The organism is Pseudomonas sp. RT4P38 (assembly GCF_054897765.1).
In genome coordinates this window covers 5818525-5833132 of the sequence record NZ_CM142703.1, presented here as the reverse complement: position 1 = coordinate 5833132, position 14608 = coordinate 5818525, and the positions used below count along the sequence as shown (strand labels likewise).

Below are 14608 nucleotides of genomic sequence, written 5' to 3'. Positions count from 1 at the left end.
TTCGAGGCGTACTCGGTCCTGTGTCGTTGGGCTGTTTCAGACGCTAATGGTGCATATTCAGACGCAAAACTATTCATTTGCTCGCCACACTCTTGTGAAGTTGTGAAAACCCGTTTTTTTCACGCTCTTTTGAAGACGTGAACCTCAAAAAAGGGCTGCCCCAGCCTGGCACCGTGCCCGGTTGGATTGCCGCCATGGGATACATGACAGGCAAAACGGGCAAACAGCTCAGTAACCGAGCGTAATGACAGCTCTGCAGATTCGCGAAAAGTGGGGGGTTTGCTCAAGGAACAGCAAGCGCGCCAGCTTCACTCGATCTGTGTGGGCGGCTCTCTGTGGGCGGTGCGGGGTGTCAATACAAGCGCATTGACGATGCTGCGAGGCCCGATCAGGAGACGTCCTTATAATCGGGGGGAGATTGTAGCGAAGAAACGCAGGGAAATGGTCGTGTTTAATGACTTTTATTAGGTGTTCGGTCAGGTGGTCAACAGTTGCTGAGCCCGCGCACGTGGCTGGCGCTGGCTGACACGGGCGCTAGGGGGCAGGGGATGGTGCAACCAGTTGAGACGGATTTCTTCGATTTCGACCCAGCTATCGCCCATGGGCTGGAGGCTGCACTGTTTGAACGCCTGGCAGTGACCGTTGCGGTCGAGCAGGGCGAAGCAGCGATGCAGAGGGCGTGGCGTGAACAGCGAGGTGAGATAGCGCATGGCGAAGTACCTTGTGGGGTGACTGCTGTGAAGGTTGCCAGTGGACCGTGACGTGAAAGTGTATGGGCGGTGACAGATGTGTGACAGGAACCGCGGTCTGAAGGGTTTGTCAGAGATTTCAGTATTCACTGTGAGGTGCTAGTTACCCGCAGTGGCCCACCGCTATACTGCCGGCCTGTTTGTGCCTGATTCTGGAGAGAAGAGCATGTTGCAACGCCTGTTGTTCGGTTTGATCACTGTGACCAGTTTGACGCTGGTAGGCTGCGCCCACAGCCCGCAACAACTGAATCCGGAACCCAAGCTGACGACTCAGCTGGCACCGGTCGGTCATGGTCAACCGGTGGTGGTGCGTGTGGTGGACGGTCGTCCGTCGCCGACGTTGGGCACCCGTGGCGGTCTGTACCCTGAGACCAGCGCGATCACCGTGCAGGGCGCGCAGATCCTGCCGAAGTTGCAGGCTCAGGCTGAGGCAGCCGTGCGTTTGCTGGGTTTCACCCCGGTGTCCAACGGTATGAATGCACCGCAGTTGACCGTGACCCTGGCCGAGCTGAAGTATCAGTCGCCTAAAGAAGGCATGTACGTGACGGAAGCGACCATCGGCGCGACCTTCCGCTCCGATGTGCAGAATGCCAACCGTCGTTACAGCGGTCGGTACGGTGCGTCCCTGGATCAGCGTTTTGGTATGGCGCCGAATCAGGAGACCAATACCAAGCTGGTCAGCGATGTGTTGAGCGATGCGTTGACGCGTCTGTTCAAGGACCCGACGATTGGTCAGATTCTCGGCGAATAACTTTCGCGAGATTCAAAAAGCCCGGTGCCAGTGATGGTTCCGGGCTTTTTCACGTCTGCACCGCCGATCCCTTGTAGGAGCGAGGCTTGCCCGCGAAAGCGGTGGGTTAGCCAACATCAATGTTGAATGTGAGGCCGTCTTCGCGGGCAAGCCTCGCTCCTACAAGGGGGGGCGGTGGTCAGGCTGCTTCCGAATAGAAATCCAGCACGCTCACCCCAGTCAACAAATCCGTCTCCGGCAAATCCGCATGTTGATGCCCACTCAACGCGCAATACACCAGCCAGTGGCGGTCCTGAACGTTAAAGGCGAGGCTGCCAACGAGGTTTTGTTGTTCGTCGCTCTGGGCGATGAGGTAGAGGCGATCCTGGTTTTCGGCGTGCAGCATGACGGTATCCGTGTCGGTTTCGAGGGCGCCAGACTGGCGTATCCAGATGACGGAGCCGTGACACAGGGCAGCATTTGGCCAGATGTTCGTTATTTGTCGCAAAGGCAGGGCAGCTGGGGTTGGCGCTGCTGGTGTCGTGGATCAGCACGCGAGTCTGACCGCAAGAATCGCAGCAATGAAAACGGCGCCCAAAGGCGCCGTTGTCGTATCCAGCCAAAAACCTTACAGCGGCAAACCTGCTTTCACACGGTACTGATTGCGCACCGGCGTCGCGTATTGCAGCACCAGGAACGGACGATGTTCCTCAGGGCAAGCGTCAAGACGCTGTTGCCATTGCTCCTGAGCCTTGGCCAGTTCATCGGCCGCAAACACCTCGGCAGCTTTCGGGACCTGCAATTGCGGGTCGGCGTCTTTCCATTGGGCATAGGCCAGGTAGTGCACCGGGAACAGGCGGTAGCCGCCGAGGATCTGCCGGTCCATTTCGATCGCCAATTGCTTGGTGTCGTCGAACAGCTCGGTGATCGGCGAGGCGAAGTTTACGTGGACCCGGCCCTTGTAGCCGGTGATGCCCTTGGCGATGCTCACATCGTCCTCGCCCGGCACTTTGCAGTAGCTGCCGGTGCTGGCGCGGATGAATAGCTCGCGAGCCTTGGCTTGATCGCACGGGTCATATTCGTAGCTGATCGACACCGGGGTGACGTTCAGCGAACGGATGACCTCGCCGAACGGCTCGTCCTTGCGGCTCATGTGGAACATCTTGAGGATGGCCGACTCGGTGCGATCGTCGCCGTCCTTGGCCCGGCCTTCGGCCTGGGCGATCCAGATCGAGGCGCAATCGTTGCGGATCGAGTGGTTGATGTAGGCCGACAGCAGTTGATACGCCGCCATCTTCTCGCGGCGACCGGTGATCGAACGGTGCACGATGAAACTCTTGTTCAGGCGCATCAGATCGCTGACGAAGGGTTTTTGCAGCAGGTTGTCGCCGATCGCGATGCGCGGTGTCGGCAGGCCGGCGTGGTATACGGCGTAGTTGACGAAGGCTGGGTCCATCACGATGTCGCGGTGGTTGGCGATGAACAGGTAGGCGCTGCCGGACTTGAACTGCTCGACGCCGGTGTACGTCACACCGTCCGTGGCGCGCTCGATGGTGTGGTCGACGTACATCTCGACTTTGTCCTGCAGCGTCGCGACTGATGTGACGCCAGCGAACTCACGGCGCAGCCGATGAGCTATAAGAGGTTTGAGCGCCCAGCCGAAAGCACCGGCAAAACGCGGGAAACGGAAGTGGATGAGGATATCTAAAAACGCCTTGTCGCCGAGCAGCCGGTCCAGCACCGCTGGGACTTCGCTATCGTCGTACGGTCGGATGGCATCGAATTCGCCCATCATGCTCTCTTGTTAGAAACGGCTAGGGTAAGTAAAGGTTTTGATCGAAAACCAACGGGGCACGGTCTGAAACGGTAGCCAGACAAAAATAGCCCTGCAAATAGACCGGCGATTATACGCACAAGTCACCTGGGAGACCGCGATGCTGGAAACTGCGCAGTATGAATGTCCGTATTGTGGTGAAGAGGTTGAGACGACGGTGGATCTGTCCGGGGGCGATCAGACCTATATCGAGGACTGTCAGGTGTGCTGTCGGCCGATAACGTTTGTGTTGCAGGTTGACGGAGAGGAATGGCATCTCGAAGTGTTCAGCGAAAACGAGTGAGGGGCGTCTATGCAGCGAATCTACGAGCCGGAAAACCTCATGGAAGGCGAGTTGCTGCAAAGCATGTTGGCCAGCGAGGGCATCGAAGCGCATCTGGTGGGGCGTGATTTGCTCGGTGGAAGCGGCGAACTGCCGATTTACGGCTTGCTGGGTTTATCGGTCGATAACGAACAGGCCGAATACGCCCGGGAGCTGATCACCGCGTACAATGCCGCGCTGCCACTGCCCGGCGACGAACCGGAAAGTTTTCCCGGCACGCTGGTCTGTTAGGCTGACGTTCGTTTTATTTAGAGTCGTGTTGCCCCATGTGTGGACGTTATGCCCTGTTTCGCTGGAACCCCGCCTTCGCGGCCCTGCCTGGCTTCCCCGCCGATCAGCAGGCCCTGTGGAATATTTCTCCCAACGATTCGGTGCTGATGTTGCGTGCAGGCGGTGACGGTCAGCGCGAGTTGGCTCGGGCGCGTTGGGGTTTGACGCCGCCATGGCTGACCGATCTTTCCCGTACCCCGGCCCATGCCCGTGCCGAAACCGTCGCTGAACAACCGATGTTTCGCCAGGCCCTGCGCGAACGCCGCTGTTTACTGCCGGCCAATGGTTTTTTCGAATGGCGCGGCACGACCCGCAAGCGACCGTATTGGTTGACGCCGGGGGAGGGTTCGACGCTGTTCTTTGCAGCGATCTGGGAAGCGTATCCGGTGCAGGAGCAGGTGTGGCTGAGCACGGCGGTGATCACGCAGCCGGCGGCGAGTCAGCGCCGGCCGTTGATTCTCGATGCAGAGGGGCAGGAGGCGTGGCTGAATCCTGAAACACCGTTGCATGCGTTGCAGGCGTTGCTCGCCAGTGAACCTGCTGCATTGCGCGAGCGGGTGTTGGCGAATTTGGTGAACGATCCGAAGTTGAATGGGCCGGAGTGTCTTACCCCCGGCTGATTGGGCGCTTGTACCGCCGCCATCGCGAGCAAGCTCGCTCCCACAGGTTTTGTGAACGCCACAAATCCCTGTGGGAGCAGCTTGCTCGCGATAAGGTCCGCAGGACCTTCCAGCTATTTTTAAACCTTGAACTGATTGATCAGCCGCCGCTGCTGCTCAGCCAGCTTGGTCAAATCCGCACTCGCCGCACTCGATTCATCCGCTCCGCCAGCCACTTCATTGGCCACTTGCCCAATGTTGATCACATTACGATTAATGTCGTCAGCCACCGCGCTCTGTTCCTCGGCCGCGCTGGCAATCTGCGTGTTCATGTCGTTGATCACCGACACCGCCTGAGTAATCGTCTCCAACGCCTCGGCCGCTTTCGCCGCATGCTGCACGCTTTCGTCGGTGCGGTTCTGGCTGTCTTCCATCACCCGCACCACATCGCGCGTGCCTTGTTGCAGCTGCTGGATCATGGTCTGAATTTCTTCAGTGGCTTTCTGAGTTTTCTGCGCCAGATTGCGCACTTCATCGGCCACCACCGCAAAACCACGTCCCTGCTCACCGGCACGGGCCGCTTCAATGGCCGCGTTCAAGGCCAGCAAATTGGTTTGTTCTGCGATTCCGCGAATGGCGGTGAGGATTGCGTTGATGTTCTCGCTGTCCTTGGCCAGGGTCTGTACCACGCTGACGGCCTTGCCGATTTCCACCGCCAGTACGCCGATCGAGTTCGACGTATCGCGCACGATCTGCATGCCCTGCGCCGCTGCTTGATCGGCATGGCTGGCGGCTTGTGCCGCCTGGGTCGCGTTGCGCGCCACGTCTTGAGCGGTCGCTGTCATTTCATGCACCGCAGTGGCGACTTGATCAATCTCGGCCATTTGCTTGTGCACGCCGATGTTGGTGCGGATGGCGATGTCGGCGGTGTGTTCCGACGAATCACTGACGCTCTGCACCGAAGTCACCACCTGGGTAATCATCACCTGCAACTTGGCCAGGAATGTGTTGAAGCCTTTGGCGATCGAGCCCAATTCGTCGGCGCGATCGCTGGTCAGGCGGCGAGTCAGGTCACCTTCGCCCTGAGCGATGTCGTCAAGCATGGCAACCATCTGCTTCAGCGGCCGGGCAATGCCGTGGCCCACCAGCCAGATCACCAGCAAGCCGATACCGGCAATCAACAAGCCGACCATGGCCATGCCGAAGGTGTCGGACTTGCGCTGGGTGTCCAGATCGCCCTGAAGTTTTTGCAGGTCGGCCATCACTGCGTTCAACGGCAGTTGCAGCATGAGGGTCCAGCGAGCGTCGGTCTGGCCGATGCCAAACGGCAGGTACAACTCGATCCGGCCCTGGGCCTTGTCGACGGTGTAGGTGACTTCACCGCGCTTGAGATTGGCCATGTTGGCGATCTGCTGGCTGTCGAGGATGTCGCTGACTTTCTCGCCGAATTTGCTCGGGTCCTTGGTGTAGGCAACGATCCGACCGTTTCCGCCGATCAAGGCCATAACACCTGAGCCGCTGTACAACTTCTGATTCGCGCCGAGGAGCATTTCCTGAATGAAGTTCACCGACAAGTCGGCACCGACGATGCCTTGAAAGGCCCCGTTGAGCATGATCGGTTCAATAAAGGAGGCGAGCATGACGATCTTGTCGCCGACCTTGTAGGGCGCCGGATCGATCACGCAGGATTTTTTGGTTTCTTTCGAGCACAGGTAGTACTCGCTGGCGCGCACGCCGGTGGACAGGGTTTTCTGGTCGTCGACGTCTACCAGTTTATCCAGTCCCAGGCTGCCGTCTTCGTTGCGGAACCACCACGGCAGGAAGCGGCCGTTGCTGGCGTCGATGCCGACCACCTTGGTGTCGACGTAGGCCGCATCGTTGTGATCGAGGGCGTTTTTTTCCCAACCGATGTAGGTGCCGAGAATTTTCGGGTTCTTGGTGACGTTTTCCTTGACCAGGCTGATCAACTGCTCACGGCTCAGGCTCAACTGTGGCTGACCATCGGCGCCCGGTGTGCCGATCAATGCGTTGACTCGCACCAGTCCGCCGGCAATCAGCAGTGGCGCTTCGAGCTCGCGCTGGATCTGGCTGACCTGGGTTTGCGCCAGTGACGTCAGGCGCTGTTCGATGACTTGTTCGAATTGTGCCTGGGTTCGTTCCTGGACCATGTCTTGTGTCCGTGCGCCGGAAAACAGCGCGTACAGCACCAAGGCTGCTACGACACTAAGAACGATGGCGCCGGCGAGGGCTGCCACGGAAAACTGGATCGACTTGAATTTCATGGGTGCTCCGCACGCAAGAGGACGTCTGCGGTGCTGTATCGGCAGGGGTGTCGATGGCCATGAGCGGGGTTTGGCGAATTGGCTGTTTTGTAGGCGTTGATGTCGCAAATGAATCATTGGGGGCCGTTATCGACCGCGGTGGGCGCTGATTAGGTGAGTTTTTTCCTACGGTCATGAGAGCTTTGTCTGAAATGTGCGTCTACACCTCTGTTGTATCTGGCGCCGATACAATTCACCGCCTAGGATACCCGGCATGTTTTCAGGGAAATTTTTGATGAATAAGACATTGGTTTTGTGTGCGCTGAGCGCAGGTCTGCTGCTCGCCGGTTGTCAGTCGGTCAACACCACCAGCGGTGGCGCGGTGGGCGTTGAGCGCAAACAGTACATGTTCAGCATGCTGTCGACCGATCAGGTCAATCAGATGTACGCCCAGTCTTATCAAAAGACCGTCGGCGAGGCGAGCAGTAAAGGCGTGCTGGACAAGACCAGTAGCGAGGCCAAACGTGTCCAGGCCATTGCCGACCGGCTGATTGCCCAGGCGCCGATTTTCCGACCGGATTCGGCCCAGTGGAAGTGGGAGGTCAACCTGATCAAGAGCGACGAGCTCAACGCCAACTGCGGGCCTGGCGGCAAGATCATTTTCTACACCGGTCTGATCGACAGCCTGCAACTGACCGACGATGAAATCGCCGCGATCATGGGCCACGAAATCGCCCACGCCCTGCGCGAGCACGGTCGTGAAGCGATGTCCAAAGCTTACGGCATCGAAATGGCCAAGCAGGGCGCCGGTGCCTTGTTCGGCCTGGGTCAGGACAGCCTGGCGCTGGCGGACACCGTGGCCAACTACGGCATGACCTTGCCCAACAGTCGCTCCAATGAAAACGAGGCGGACCTCATCGGTCTGGAACTGGCCGCTCGCGCCGGTTACAACCCGAACGCGGCGATCACCTTGTGGAACAAGATGAGCAAGGCTTCGGAAGGTTCGCCGCCGGAGTTCATGAGTACTCACCCGGCGTCGTCGAGTCGTATTGCTTCGTTGCAGGCGGCGATCCCGAAAGTCATGCCGCTGTACGAGAAAGCCAAAAAGTCCTGATGTTCATGCAGCGCGGCTGCTGACGCCTTCGCGGGCAAGCCTCGCTCCTACAGGATTACGCTGATCTGTAGGAGCGAGGCTTGCCCGCGAAGAACGATAACGCGGTCTACCGACCTACCGCGTCAAATCCACCCGCTGCTCTGCATCGCCTTGTACACCGCGACAATGGCGAGGATGAAGAACGCCGACGCCGCCAGGCGACGGATCAGGGTGAGCGGCAATTTATCCGCGGCAAAGTTACCCGCCAAAACCACCGGTACGTTGGCAATCAACATCCCGACGGTGGTGCCGATAATCACCAGCCACAGTTCCGGGTATTGCGCAGCGAGCATCACGGTGGCGACCTGCGTCTTGTCGCCCATCTCCGCAAGGAAAAACGCGATCAACGTGGTCAGGAACGGTCCGAACTTGCGGGCGGTGCTGGCTTCGTCGTCGTCCATCTTGTCCGGCACCAGGGTCCACAACGCCGTCGCGGTGAAACTCGCGGCGAGGATCCAGTGCAGCATCGCATTCGAGAAGAAGCCACCGACCCAGGCGCCTACCGCACCGGCTGCCGCATGGTTGGCCAGGGTCGCAGCGACGATACCGGCGATGATCGGCCAAGGTTTGCGAAAGCGAGCGGCGAGAATGAGCGCGAGCAGTTGCGTCTTGTCGCCGATTTCGGCCAAGGCAACGATTGCGGTGGGAACGAGAAGTGAATCCAGCATCAGGGTTTTCCTAAGGGGCGGGTCGACACGGCTATGACACGTACAGCCTTCCCGCCCCGGGTAAGGTGTTCGTGTCATAGGTCTTGTCAAACCCTGCGATCCGTCTGATGCGGACGCTTGGGTCGCATACGCCATGGTCTGTTGACCAAGTATGTTGACGTATGCCGGACGAGCATGGCGCTCGTGGGAGACTACTCCCCTAGGACGGAGCGGATTCTGCCTAGACAAATCCGATTGGGCAAGCCTCTTTTCTAAAAAGAAGGCCTAGCCGCGTTTGGCCCGATAGATTCTGAAACCCTGTCCTTCAGCCTTGATTGCGCACACCCCGAGGTGCTCTTCGATCAGCGGCTGGTACTTCAGGAAGCTGTTCGCCACTAAGCGCAGTTCGCCACCGTTTTTCAGATGTTTGGCTGCTTTTCGCAGCAAGTTCTCGGTAGCGAAGTAGTCGGTGTGAACGCCGACATGGAACGGTGGATTGCTCAGAATTGCACTCAAGCCCATCGGTGCAGCGTCGATGCCATCACCGGTAATAACGTCAGCTTCGAGGCCGTTAGCCGCCAGGGTCAGACGACTGCTGGCAGCGGCAAATGCATCCACATCAAGCAAGGTGACCTGGTTGTGTGGATAACGTCGCTTGACCGCCGCACCCAAAACGCCCGCGCCGCAACCGAAGTCGAGCAAATGGCCACTCGGCAACTTATCGAGATGTTCCAGCAGCAACGCGCTGCCGCGATCCAGCCGCCCGTGGCTGAACACGCCCGGCAGGCTGATGACTTTCAGCGGACCTTCGGCCAGCAGCAACTCATACGTCTCGGCCAGGCTTTCCAGCGATTTGGCTTCTGGCGCGGTGGCCACGGTGACCAGCCAGAGCTGGCAATGCCGCGCGCTGTCGAGCTTGCGCGGTTTGCCGAAGGGGTTCAGTTGCTTGGCCGCGCCTTCGATGCCGCTGCGTTTTTCACCCACCAGATACAGTTCACGACCGGCCAGTTTTGAGGCGAGGGCATTGAGGATGTAGTCGGTCAGGTCCTTGGACTTGGGCAGAAATACCACGGCGGTGTCGAACGCGCGCTCAGGTACAGTCACACCGAAATGGCTGCGCTCGGGGAAGCGGGCGTCCAGCGCTGCTTGATCGCCGGCATGCCAGCACCAACCATGAGCGTCGGGCAGACGGCCCAGCAGGTCATCGGCGGGCAAACCGGCCAGCAGCACCGAACCCTGAAATAACTCGGCCTGACGAAGCAGTACTTCACTGCGCGGATCCATAATCTGCTCCTGTGAAAAAAGTGCCGCAGTTTATCAACTGACGACCCGCAGCGCTTTACCGCTGAAGTATCCCTGAGCGTTTTCGGTCAACTGGCCCACGATTCGCTGCCGAGCCTCGCGGCTGCCCCAGGCGTTGTGCGGGGTGACAATCAGCCGTGGAATGTCAGGGGCCAGCAGCGGATTGCCGGCGGTCGGCGGCTCGACACTCAACACATCGGTGGCCGCACCTCCCAGGTGGCCGTTGCGCAAGGCATCCGCCAGTGCCTGTTCGTCGATCAAACCACCGCGCGCGGTGTTGACCACGAACGCACCGGGTTTCATCGAAGCCAGCTCACGGGCTCCGATGAAGTGGCGGGTGTGTTCGTTGAGCGGACAGTGCAGGGTCAGCGCGTCGATCTGCGGCAACAGCTCATTCAGTGGCAAGCGATCCGGCCGGGCAGGGCGCCCGGGAATCTGTCCGAGCAGTACGCGCATACCAAAGGCTTCGGCCAGTCGTGCGACCGCGCCGCCCAGTTCGCCATGACCGAGCAGACCGAGGGTTTTGCCTTCCAGTTCGACAATCGGGTAATCCAGCAGGCAGAACTGTTTCGCCTGCTGCCAGCGACCTTCGCCGACAGCCTTTTGATAATCGGCCAGGCGCGTTGCCAGATTGAGCAGCAACATGATCGTGTGCTGCGCCACCGACGGCGTGCCGTAACCCTGGCAGTTGCAGACGGTAATCCCGTGGGCGCGGGCAGCCGCGAGGTCAACGTTGTTGGTGCCGGTGGCGGCGATCAGGATCAGCTTCAGCTCGGGGCTGGCAGCGATGGCGGCGGCGTCGATCAGAATCTTGTTGCTGATGGCGACGGTGGCGCCCTTGAGGCGTTCGATCACCTGGTCCGGCGTGGTCTGGGCGAAAAGCTGTAAGTCGCTGAAACACTCTTGCAGCGGGCTGAGGTCGAGGTCGCCCAGGTCCAGGGACGGGTGGTCGAGGAAAACGGCGCGGTGAGTGTTCGTCATCAACTGTACCTTTTGTGCAGTGAACTGAAGGCGTAATCTGCCGAGCCTACCAGATGAAACAAACTGTTACGCTTGGCCAAAAGGATCCCCCCATGTACTGGACAGAGTTTTTGACCGTTGCCCTGATTCACTTGCTGGCCGTGGCCAGCCCCGGCCCGGATTTTGCGGTGGTGGTGCGTGAAAGCGTGACCCATGGTCGTCAAGCGGGTACCTGGACGGCGCTGGGTGTCGGCACGGCGATTTTCCTGCACGTTGGCTATTCGCTGCTCGGCATCGGCCTGATCGTGTCCCAGTCGATCGTGCTGTTCAACGCCTTGAAATGGGCGGCTGCCGCTTATCTGCTGTACATCGGCTTCAAGGCCCTGCGCGCGCAACCGGCCAAACCGGTGGCTGACGATCTGCATAAAGAAGCGGGCGAGCGCACGGCTCGCGGCGCCTTCACGTCGGGTTTCGTGACCAACGGTCTGAACCCGAAAGCCACGCTGTTCTTCCTGTCGTTGTTCACCGTGGTGATCAATCCGCATACGCCGTTGGCGGTGCAGGCGGGTTACGGGGTTTACCTCGCGGCGGCCACGGCTTTCTGGTTCTGCCTGGTGGCGATGCTGTTCAGCCAGCAACGCGTACGCGCCGGTTTCGCCCGGATGGGCCACTGGTTCGACCGGACCATGGGCGCGGTACTGATCGCCATCGGTGTGAAACTCGCGTTTACCGAGATGCACTGAGGCCCTGTGATGCGGCTAGCGATGTAATACCAGCCGCTTGAAGCGTTTGAAGCTGGTTCTGTTGAGGTGTCGCCAGGGAATCGAGCGCAACAGCTGCCAGGCTTCTTTCTTGTCTTCGACGACGGCGTATTTGAGGGCCTTGTTCACCAGTTTGGTGCGGGCGCTCTGGTAGCCGGGATGGTTCACGTACGGTTCGATGGCCTCAAGGTCCGCCTGGAGCAATATCCGGTATTTTCTCGACAGGTTGTTGGCATGGCGGCGATAGCGGGTCATGCAGATCGGGAGTTCATGGATCTCATAGCCCAGCCGGGCAATCCGCAACGTCATCTGGAAGTCCTGAACCCGCAGCTTCGGCGAGTAGAAATCGGCACTTCGCATTGCTTTCATGCGATAGAGCGCAACAGGGGCGCCGATCACGACGGCACCTCTGAGGACCTGATCGAAGTTGTAGGTGTGGATCTGGTCGCGTTGCTGCTGCTTGGTGGTGTTGCCATCGCTGTCCATGTAGCTGATCAGCGCACCCACGCAGCCGACATTCGGGTGCTGGTCCAGATATTCGGCGCGAATGCGCACCGACTCTGGCAGCATGATGTCATCCAGGTCAGGTGTCGACACATAGACACCTTTGGCGTATCGCAAGCCGTGGTTGAGCGCCGCGCTCACACCCTGGTTCGGTTGCGAGTACAGCTGGAAGTCATAGGTTTGTTGTAATCGCTTGAGTAGTGCGAGGCTGTCGTCGCTGGACCCATCGTCCACGATGATGACTTCGAAGTTCGGATAGTCTTGGGCGAAGATGCTCTTGATGGCGTCTTCCAGGTACTTTCGCGCGTTAAAACAGGGCGCCACGATGGACACCAGAGGCGCTTGTGTGGAGGGGCCGTTCTCGGGGGTGGTCAGTTCAATACTCATTGTTGTAGGCAATACCGATGGCGTGTGACCAGACAGGTCTAGTGAACAAGATCCTTCTCTTGAAGATGAGGTGGAGGTCAGGCGACTTGGGGCAACTGGTCGGCTGTCAACCCATCGGCTCATCGTGTCCGTATGGTAAGGCTCACAGACAAGTGTTACGTGCATGCGTTGCAACGTTTTACAGCGCAGATTCCGAATTCCCGACGAAACACGCCAAGTAGTGGCGCAAAGCTAGCATTTTACCCGGATCTGCAAATCATTCCTTTGGCTGATTTGGCGGGCGTCCAAGGGCACTAGAGTGCTTACTTTCAGCCACGACCGTGCAGTCAGAAAAGGGACACTTATGTTGCAGACTCGCGTTATCCCCCCAGCCGAAGGCGCTTACCAGTATCCGCTGCTGATTAAACGGCTGCTGATGTCCGGCGCTCGCTATGAGAAAACCCGCGAGATCATTTACCGCGACCAGTTGCGCTACAGCTATCCGACCCTGATTGAACGGGTTGCAAGGCTGGCCAACGTGCTGACGGCCGCCGGCGTCAAGGCTGGCGATACCGTGGCGGTGATGGACTGGGACAGCCATCGTTATCTGGAATGCATGTTCGCCATCCCGATGATCGGCGCGGTGATCCACACCATCAACGTGCGTCTGTCGCCGGAACAGATCCTCTACACCATGAACCACGCCGAGGACCGCTTTGTGCTGGTCAACAGCGAGTTCGTCGGGTTGTACCAGGCCATTGCCGGGCACCTGACCACGGTGGAAAAAACCCTGCTACTGACTGACCTGCCGGAAAAAACTGCCGACTTGCCGAACCTGATCGGCGAGTACGAACAGTTGCTGGCGGCTGCCAGCACTCAGTATGACTTCCAGGACTTCGACGAAAACTCGGTCGCGACCACGTTCTACACCACCGGCACCACCGGTAATCCCAAAGGCGTGTACTTCACCCATCGGCAACTGGTGCTGCACACCATGGGCGTGTCGACCATCATGGGTGCCATCGACAGCGTGCGTTTGCTGGGCACCAACGACGTCTACATGCCGATCACCCCGATGTTCCACGTGCACGCCTGGGGCCTGCCGTATGTGGCGACCATGCTCGGGCTCAAGCAGGTCTATCCCGGCCGTTACGACCCGGAATATCTGGTGGAGCTGTGGCGCAAGGAGAAGGTCACTTTTTCCCATTGCGTGCCAACCATTCTGCAAATGCTCCTTAATTCCAAGGCCGCGCAAGGTACCGACTTTGGTGGCTGGAAAATTGTGATCGGCGGCAGTGCGTTGAACCGCACGTTGTACGAAGCCGCCAAGGCCAATGGTATTCAGCTGACCGCCGCTTACGGCATGTCGGAAACCGGACCGCTGATCTCGTGCGCGCACCTCAACGACGAGCTGATGGCCGGCACCGAAGACGAACGCACCACGTACCGGATCAAGGCCGGTGTGCCGGGGCCATTGGTGGAAGCGGCGATTGTCGACACCGACGGCAACTTCCTGCCCGCCGATGGCGAGACCCAAGGCGAACTGGTGCTGCGTGCGCCGTGGCTCACCGAGGGTTATTTCAACGAACCGCAAAAGGGCGCCGAGCTCTGGGCCGGGGGCTGGCTGCACACCGGTGACGTAGCGACCCTGGACAGTATGGGAGTGATCGATATTCGCGACCGGATCAAAGACGTGATCAAGACCGGCGGCGAGTGGATCTCCTCACTGGACCTGGAAGACCTGATCAGTCGCCACCCTGCGGTACGCGAAGTAGCAGTGGTGGGGATTGCCGATCCGCAGTGGGGCGAGCGTCCGTTTGCACTGCTGGTGGTCCGCGAAGGCCATGTGATCGGGGCGAAGGAGCTGAAGGAGCACCTCAAGCCATTCGTGGAATTGGGGCACCTGAGCAAGTGGGCCATCCCGAGCCAGATCGCTCTTGTTACTGAAATTCCCAAGACCAGTGTCGGCAAGCTCGACAAGAAGCGTATTCGCGTCGACATCACCGAATGGCAAGCCAACAACAGCACGTTCCTCTCGACGCTTTAAGTGTCATTTGGCGTGCCCGAAAGGCACGCCAGCCCCACCAAGCAAGCGCTTGGCTTGTTAAATCTGAATTTTCAGCCATCCTTGCCGGGCCGACGGGCGTCGG

General features: G+C 59.2%; 15 protein-coding genes, 1 pseudogene and 1 riboswitch. Of the genes and pseudogenes, 7 read left to right on the top strand and 9 right to left on the bottom strand.

Annotation, left to right across the window (positions count from 1 at the left end):
* Positions 1-476 precede the first annotated feature (476 nt).
* The gene (locus tag ACYZT7_RS27090) at positions 477-710 is read right to left on the bottom strand and encodes a hypothetical protein (protein ID WP_462038911.1); all 234 of its coding nucleotides are present in this window, start codon (positions 708-710) and stop codon (positions 477-479) included.
* A 205-nt stretch (positions 711-915) separates the two neighbouring features.
* Between ACYZT7_RS27090 and ACYZT7_RS27085 the strand changes: the two genes are divergently transcribed.
* Positions 916-1500, top strand: coding sequence for a YajG family lipoprotein (locus ACYZT7_RS27085; protein WP_462038910.1), 585 nt, complete (start codon positions 916-918; stop codon positions 1498-1500).
* 178 nt (positions 1501-1678) lie between these two features.
* Here ACYZT7_RS27085 and ACYZT7_RS27080 read toward each other — a convergent pair whose 3' ends face one another.
* Both ACYZT7_RS27080 and ACYZT7_RS27075 read right to left on the bottom strand, forming a co-directional pair.
* Positions 1679-1885 (bottom strand): hypothetical protein, encoded by a 207-nt coding sequence (locus ACYZT7_RS27080; RefSeq protein WP_462038909.1) that lies wholly within the window; start codon positions 1883-1885, stop codon positions 1679-1681.
* Between the two features lie 222 nt (positions 1886-2107).
* Positions 2108-3271: a 1-acyl-sn-glycerol-3-phosphate acyltransferase gene (locus tag ACYZT7_RS27075; RefSeq protein ID WP_462038908.1), complete on the bottom strand. Its 1164-nt coding sequence runs from the start codon at positions 3269-3271 to the stop codon at positions 2108-2110.
* Between the two features lie 142 nt (positions 3272-3413).
* Here ACYZT7_RS27075 and ACYZT7_RS27070 point away from each other — a divergent pair, with 142 nt between their 5' ends.
* Genes ACYZT7_RS27070 through ACYZT7_RS27060 form a run of 3 tightly spaced genes read left to right on the top strand, consistent with a single transcriptional unit; the run spans position 3414 to position 4525 of the window.
* Entirely contained in the window at positions 3414-3596 is a 183-nt protein-coding gene (locus ACYZT7_RS27070) for a CPXCG motif-containing cysteine-rich protein (protein ID WP_214378625.1), read from the top strand.
* A gap of 9 nt (positions 3597-3605) precedes the next feature.
* On the top strand, positions 3606-3866 hold the full coding sequence (locus ACYZT7_RS27065) for a putative signal transducing protein (protein ID WP_462038907.1): 261 nt from the start codon (positions 3606-3608) through the stop codon (positions 3864-3866).
* Between the two features lie 35 nt (positions 3867-3901).
* Positions 3902-4525 carry an SOS response-associated peptidase gene (locus ACYZT7_RS27060; protein WP_462038906.1) on the top strand — a complete coding sequence of 208 codons (624 nt, stop codon included), beginning with the start codon at positions 3902-3904 and terminating at the stop codon, positions 4523-4525.
* A gap of 119 nt (positions 4526-4644) precedes the next feature.
* Here ACYZT7_RS27060 and ACYZT7_RS27055 read toward each other — a convergent pair whose 3' ends face one another.
* Complete coding sequence (locus ACYZT7_RS27055; RefSeq protein WP_415773844.1) at positions 4645-5388, bottom strand: methyl-accepting chemotaxis protein; 744 nt, start codon at positions 5386-5388, stop codon at positions 4645-4647.
* 114 nt (positions 5389-5502) lie between these two features.
* Positions 5503-5697, bottom strand: a pseudogene (locus tag ACYZT7_RS27050) (HAMP domain-containing protein); the annotation flags it as partial.
* 1363 nt (positions 5698-7060) lie between these two features.
* On the opposite strand from ACYZT7_RS27050, the gene ACYZT7_RS27045 reads away from it, so the two are divergent.
* Complete coding sequence (locus tag ACYZT7_RS27045) at positions 7061-7879, top strand: M48 family metallopeptidase (RefSeq protein WP_462038905.1); 819 nt, start codon at positions 7061-7063, stop codon at positions 7877-7879.
* Between the two features lie 122 nt (positions 7880-8001).
* Here the strand turns inward: ACYZT7_RS27045 and ACYZT7_RS27040 are convergent, their stop codons facing one another.
* From ACYZT7_RS27040 to ACYZT7_RS27030, 3 genes are all read right to left on the bottom strand, one after another.
* Positions 8002-8586, bottom strand: coding sequence for a TMEM165/GDT1 family protein (locus ACYZT7_RS27040; protein WP_449643064.1), 585 nt, complete (start codon positions 8584-8586; stop codon positions 8002-8004).
* Positions 8587-8674: 88 nt separating this feature from the next.
* A riboswitch (yybP-ykoY riboswitch) is annotated at positions 8675-8799 on the bottom strand.
* A 51-nt stretch (positions 8800-8850) separates the two neighbouring features.
* Positions 8851-9849 (bottom strand): methyltransferase, encoded by a 999-nt coding sequence (locus tag ACYZT7_RS27035; protein ID WP_462038904.1) that lies wholly within the window; start codon positions 9847-9849, stop codon positions 8851-8853.
* Between the two features lie 33 nt (positions 9850-9882).
* Complete coding sequence (locus tag ACYZT7_RS27030; protein ID WP_462038903.1) at positions 9883-10848, bottom strand: 2-hydroxyacid dehydrogenase; 966 nt, start codon at positions 10846-10848, stop codon at positions 9883-9885.
* A gap of 92 nt (positions 10849-10940) precedes the next feature.
* On the opposite strand from ACYZT7_RS27030, the gene ACYZT7_RS27025 reads away from it, so the two are divergent.
* Positions 10941-11570 carry a LysE family translocator gene (locus tag ACYZT7_RS27025; protein WP_449643061.1) on the top strand — a complete coding sequence of 210 codons (630 nt, stop codon included), beginning with the start codon at positions 10941-10943 and terminating at the stop codon, positions 11568-11570.
* 15 nt (positions 11571-11585) lie between these two features.
* On the opposite strand, the gene ACYZT7_RS27020 is transcribed toward ACYZT7_RS27025, so the two are convergent.
* On the bottom strand, positions 11586-12479 hold the full coding sequence (locus ACYZT7_RS27020; protein ID WP_462038902.1) for a glycosyltransferase family 2 protein: 894 nt from the start codon (positions 12477-12479) through the stop codon (positions 11586-11588).
* 343 nt (positions 12480-12822) lie between these two features.
* Between ACYZT7_RS27020 and ACYZT7_RS27015 the strand changes: the two genes are divergently transcribed.
* The gene (locus tag ACYZT7_RS27015) at positions 12823-14505 is read left to right on the top strand and encodes a fatty acid--CoA ligase (RefSeq protein ID WP_449643059.1); all 1683 of its coding nucleotides are present in this window, start codon (positions 12823-12825) and stop codon (positions 14503-14505) included.
* Positions 14506-14608: the final 103 nt, after the last annotated feature.

What these genes read in the sequence shown, in the direction of transcription:
- ACYZT7_RS27080 (WP_462038909.1), bottom strand. Translation starts at nt 1,885, where the DNA reads ATGCTGCACGCCGAAAACCAGGATCGCCTCTACCTCATCGCCCAGAGC.
- ACYZT7_RS27035 (WP_462038904.1), bottom strand. Translation starts at nt 9,849, where the DNA reads ATGGATCCGCGCAGTGAAGTACTGCTTCGTCAGGCCGAGTTATTTCAG.
- ACYZT7_RS27025 (WP_449643061.1), top strand. Translation starts at nt 10,941, where the DNA reads ATGTACTGGACAGAGTTTTTGACCGTTGCCCTGATTCACTTGCTGGCC.
- ACYZT7_RS27020 (WP_462038902.1), bottom strand. Translation starts at nt 12,479, where the DNA reads ATGAGTATTGAACTGACCACCCCCGAGAACGGCCCCTCCACACAAGCG.
- ACYZT7_RS27090 (WP_462038911.1), bottom strand. Translation starts at nt 710, where the DNA reads ATGCGCTATCTCACCTCGCTGTTCACGCCACGCCCTCTGCATCGCTGC.
- ACYZT7_RS27045 (WP_462038905.1), top strand. Translation starts at nt 7,061, where the DNA reads ATGAATAAGACATTGGTTTTGTGTGCGCTGAGCGCAGGTCTGCTGCTC.
- ACYZT7_RS27015 (WP_449643059.1), top strand. Translation starts at nt 12,823, where the DNA reads ATGTTGCAGACTCGCGTTATCCCCCCAGCCGAAGGCGCTTACCAGTAT.
- ACYZT7_RS27060 (WP_462038906.1), top strand. Translation starts at nt 3,902, where the DNA reads ATGTGTGGACGTTATGCCCTGTTTCGCTGGAACCCCGCCTTCGCGGCC.
- ACYZT7_RS27075 (WP_462038908.1), bottom strand. Translation starts at nt 3,271, where the DNA reads ATGGGCGAATTCGATGCCATCCGACCGTACGACGATAGCGAAGTCCCA.
- ACYZT7_RS27070 (WP_214378625.1), top strand. Translation starts at nt 3,414, where the DNA reads ATGCTGGAAACTGCGCAGTATGAATGTCCGTATTGTGGTGAAGAGGTT.
- ACYZT7_RS27055 (WP_415773844.1), bottom strand. Translation starts at nt 5,388, where the DNA reads ATGGCCGAGATTGATCAAGTCGCCACTGCGGTGCATGAAATGACAGCG.
- ACYZT7_RS27085 (WP_462038910.1), top strand. Translation starts at nt 916, where the DNA reads ATGTTGCAACGCCTGTTGTTCGGTTTGATCACTGTGACCAGTTTGACG.
- ACYZT7_RS27065 (WP_462038907.1), top strand. Translation starts at nt 3,606, where the DNA reads ATGCAGCGAATCTACGAGCCGGAAAACCTCATGGAAGGCGAGTTGCTG.
- ACYZT7_RS27040 (WP_449643064.1), bottom strand. Translation starts at nt 8,586, where the DNA reads ATGCTGGATTCACTTCTCGTTCCCACCGCAATCGTTGCCTTGGCCGAA.
- ACYZT7_RS27030 (WP_462038903.1), bottom strand. Translation starts at nt 10,848, where the DNA reads ATGACGAACACTCACCGCGCCGTTTTCCTCGACCACCCGTCCCTGGAC.